Origin of the sequence: Acidovorax sp. HMWF018 (assembly GCF_003061035.1) — a bacterium.
GTDB classification, from domain to species: Bacteria; Pseudomonadota; Gammaproteobacteria; order Burkholderiales; family Burkholderiaceae_C; genus Acidovorax; species Acidovorax delafieldii.
The window spans coordinates 12811-16542 of sequence record NZ_QAIM01000586.1 but is presented as its reverse complement, the minus strand read 5'-3'; the positions used below and the strand labels follow the sequence as shown (position 1 = coordinate 16542).

3 protein-coding genes and 1 pseudogene are annotated in these 3732 nt (G+C 70.2%); 2 read left to right on the top strand and 2 right to left on the bottom strand.

Going from position 1 to position 3732, the window contains the following annotated elements:
* Positions 1–37: 37 nt before the first annotated feature.
* Positions 38–1489 carry a sensor histidine kinase gene (locus DBR23_RS24970; protein ID WP_015016304.1) on the bottom strand — a complete coding sequence of 484 codons (1452 nt, stop codon included), beginning with the start codon at positions 1487–1489 and terminating at the stop codon, positions 38–40.
* 80 nt (positions 1490–1569) lie between these two features.
* Positions 1570–2244 (bottom strand): response regulator transcription factor, encoded by a 675-nt coding sequence (locus tag DBR23_RS24965; RefSeq protein ID WP_056056624.1) that lies wholly within the window; start codon positions 2242–2244, stop codon positions 1570–1572.
* Between the two features lie 138 nt (positions 2245–2382).
* Here DBR23_RS24965 and DBR23_RS24960 point away from each other — a divergent pair, with 138 nt between their 5' ends.
* Complete coding sequence (locus DBR23_RS24960) at positions 2383–3039, top strand: response regulator (protein WP_108499916.1); 657 nt, start codon at positions 2383–2385, stop codon at positions 3037–3039.
* Positions 3036–3732: pseudogene (locus tag DBR23_RS31705) on the top strand (sensor histidine kinase); the annotation flags it as partial. The gene DBR23_RS24960 and the pseudogene DBR23_RS31705, both read left to right, overlap by 4 nt.

Below are 3732 nucleotides of genomic sequence, written 5' to 3'. Positions count from 1 at the left end.
GTCCTCTGCCACGCCAGCGGCAGGGCCCGCCACGGTGTCAGCTGCCCGCCACCACGTCCCGCGCCGCAAAACGCACGCTGAAGCGTGCGCCGGGCGGAGTCTGGCCAGGGCGTGCGTCTTCGAGCGTGACCTCGGCATCGTGCTTGCTGGCAATCTCGAGCACGATGGGCAGGCCCAGGCCGGAGCCGTCGGCCTCGCTGCCCAGGGCGCGGTAGAACGGCTGGAACACCAGCTCGCGCTCGGCCTCGGGCACGCCGGGGCCGGAGTCCTCGACCTGCAGCAGCAGCACATGGCCGAAGGTGTCGGCCAGCACGCGGGCAGTGACCACGCCGGGCTTGTCGGGCGTGGAGGGCGTGTAGTTGATGGCGTTGTCCACCAGGTTGCGCACGAGCTCCTTGAGCAGCGTGGGGTTGCCGTCGATCAGCACGCCCGGCGATCCAGGCTCGGCGCCGTCGTAGCCCAGGTCGATGTGCTTGTCGAGCGCACGGGGCACCGAGTCGCGCACCACCTCGATCACCAGGCGCGCCAGGTCGCAGGGCTGGCGGGCAATGCCCACGCCGCTGCCCTCGGCCCGCGCCAGCGCCAGCAGCTGGTTGACGGTGTGCGTGGCGCGGATGCTGGAGCGTCCGATCTGCTGCAGCGAGCGCTTGAGCTCTTCGGTGCTGGTGCCTTCGCGCTGGGCCAGGTCGGCTTGCATGCGCAGGCCCGCCAGCGGGGTCTTGAGCTGGTGGGCTGCATCGGCCAGAAAGCGCTTTTGCGTGGCCAGCGAATCGTTCAGCCGCGTGAGCAGGTCGTTGACGGACGACACCAGCGGCGCCACTTCGAGCGGTACGGTGCGGTCGTCCAGCGGCGAGAGGTCGTCGGGGTTGCGCGCGCGGATGCGCTGCTCCAGCTGGTTGAGCGGCTGGATGCCGCGCGCCAGCGCCAGCCAGACCAGCAGCACGGCCAGCGGCAGGATGACGAACTGCGGCAGCATCACGCCCTTGATGATTTCGGTGGCCAGCACGCTGCGTTTTTCGCGCGTCTCGGCGACCTGGACCAGCGCCACCGGCGTGTCTTTCAGCGGCAGGCGCACCCAGATGTAGGCCACGCGAATGTCGATGCCGCGCATCTCGGCATCGCGCAGCCGCACCTCGCCCGACAGGGGCACCTCGTCGCTCGGGGGCTCGGGCAGTTCGCGCTCGCCCGAGAGGAACTCGCCGCCCGGGCCGATGACCTGGTAATACACGATGTCGGAGTCGTCGGCGCGCAGGATCTCGCTGGCGGGCTGGGGCAGGTTGAACTGGGCCTTGTCGCCCACCACGCTCACCAGTTGGGCGAGGGCGTGGGCGTTGTACTCCAGCGCCCGGTCAAACGGCTTGTTGGCCAGGCCCTGCGCCACGAGCCAGGTCAGCGCCAGGCTCACGGGCCACAGCAGCAGCAGCGGCGTGAGCATCCAGTCCAGGATTTCGCCGAACAGGGAGCGCTGCTCGCGCTGGAAGATCTTCACAGCGGCCGCCGTGGCATTTTTGATGCCAAAACACCCGATAGCGCCAGATTCATATGCACAAGCTGCTATCGTTTTGATAGTTAATTGGGGATCTTCTCAAGGCAGTAGCCCAGGCCGCGCACGGTGGCGATGCGGATGGGCCCGCCTTCGATCTTCTTGCGCAGGCGGTGGATGTAGACCTCGATGGCGTTGTTGCTCACCTCCTCGCCCCACTCGCACAGGCGCTCCACCAGCTGCTCCTTGCTCACCAGGCGGCCGGCGCGCTGCAGCAGCACCTCCAGCAGGCCCAGCTCGCGGGCGGACAGCTCGATCATCTTGCCGTCGATGGTGGCCACGCGGCCGGCCTGGTCGTACACCAGCGGGCCGTGCTTGATGGCGCTGCTGGTGCCGCCCATGCCCCGGCGCGTGAGGGCACGCACGCGGGCTTCGAGCTCTTGCAGGCTGAAGGGCTTGGCCATGTAATCGTCGGCGCCAAAGTCCAGGCCCTTCACGCGTTCTTCCACGCTGTCTGCGGCGGTGAGGATGAGCACCGGCAGGGCGGAGCCCCGGCCGCGCAGCTTTTTCAGCACCTCCAGCCCATGCATCTTGGGCAGGCCCAGGTCCAGGATGAGCAGGTCGAACTCGTTGTTGGTCATGAGCGCCGCGTCGGCCTCGCTGCCGCTGGCGACATGGTCCACCACGGCGCCCGAGGCACGCAGCGTGCGCAGCAGGCCATCGGCCAGCACCTGGTCGTCTTCGGCAATGAGGATGCGCATGCGGACTGTCTCCTTGGGTGGTGCGGCCCGTGGGCGGGCCTGTGTCGTCATTGTCTGCCTGTGCGAGGATTTTAGGCGCCAGCTCCCTGTCCGGCGCCTTTGGCTGGCTGCAAGCTGGGGACACGGAAAATGGCGGCCATGCACATCTTGCTCATCGAAGACGACCTGGACCTGGGCCAGCCCCTGCTGCAAGCCCTGCAGCAGGGCGGCTTCACGGTGCAATGGCTGCGCAGCGTGGCCGCCACGCCGCCCCTGCCCGACGCCAACGAGGTCGCCGCCGTGCTGCTGGACCTGACCCTGCCCGACGGCCAGGGCATGGCGTTGCTGCGTCGCTGGCGCCGCGCGGGCCTCAGCCTGCCGGTGATCGTGATCACGGCCCGCACCGCCTTGCAGGACCGGCTTGACGGCCTGGACGGCGGTGCCGACGACTACGTGCTCAAGCCCTTCGATGTGCCCGAGCTGCTGTCGCGCTTGCACGCCGTGTTGCGGCGCAGTGCGCGCCAGGCCAGCGAGGAGTGGACGCTGGGCGCGCTGCGCGTGGCGCCCCGGCGGCACGAGGCCTGGGTGGGCGACGAGCCCCTGGCGCTGTCGCCGCGCGAGTTCCGGCTGCTGGTGGAGCTAGCGCGCGAACCCGGCAAGGTGGTGGCCAAGAACGTGCTTGCCCAGCGTCTCGAACCCCTGGGCGACGCGCTGGACGCCGCCACGCTGGAGGTGCATGTCTCCAACCTGCGCAAGAAGATCGGCGCAGAGCGGGTGGTCACGGTGCGTGGCGTCGGCTACCGGCTGCAGCCATGACACCACCTACCGAAACCCCCGCGCCCCCACGCGGCTGGTGGGGCCCGAGCCTCATGCGCCGCACCCTGCTGGCGCTGCTCGCGGCCATGGCGTTGGTGTGGCTGGTGCTGCTGGGCCAGGCGGCCATCACCCACTACCGCGCCATGGACACCAACCCCGGCGTGCGCCAGCTCGCGCAGGGGCTGGCAGGGGCGCTGGCCACGCTGGAGCAACCCGCCGAGGCCCGCGCGCTGGTGCACGGCATGGCCCACACCCTCAACGCCATGCGCGCCGATGTGGACCTGCTGCAGGGCACCTTGGTGCTGCTGCAGCTGCAGGACCGCACAGGCCAGCTTCTGCATAGCAGCACGGCCGGTGTGCGCGCGGTGGTGCTGGCAGGCGACGCGGGCCATGCCGCGATGGACGTGGCCGGCACACCCCATTGGGTGGCCTGGGAAAGCACGGGCCCCTGGCGCGTGGTGGTGGCCGAGCCCCGCTTGGCCGATGCGCGGCTGCTGGGCTTCATGGGCGAAGACCTGGCGGCCTCGGTGCTGCTGGCGCTGCCGCTGGTGGGCCTGCCGCTGTGGCTGGCCGTGCGCACCGGGCTGCGCCCGCTGGCGCGGCTGGATGCCCAGATCGCCGCGCGCTCGGCCAACGACCTGCGGCCGCTGCAGCACCTTCCGCCCCAGCGCGAGCTGCACGGCCTGGCCCAGT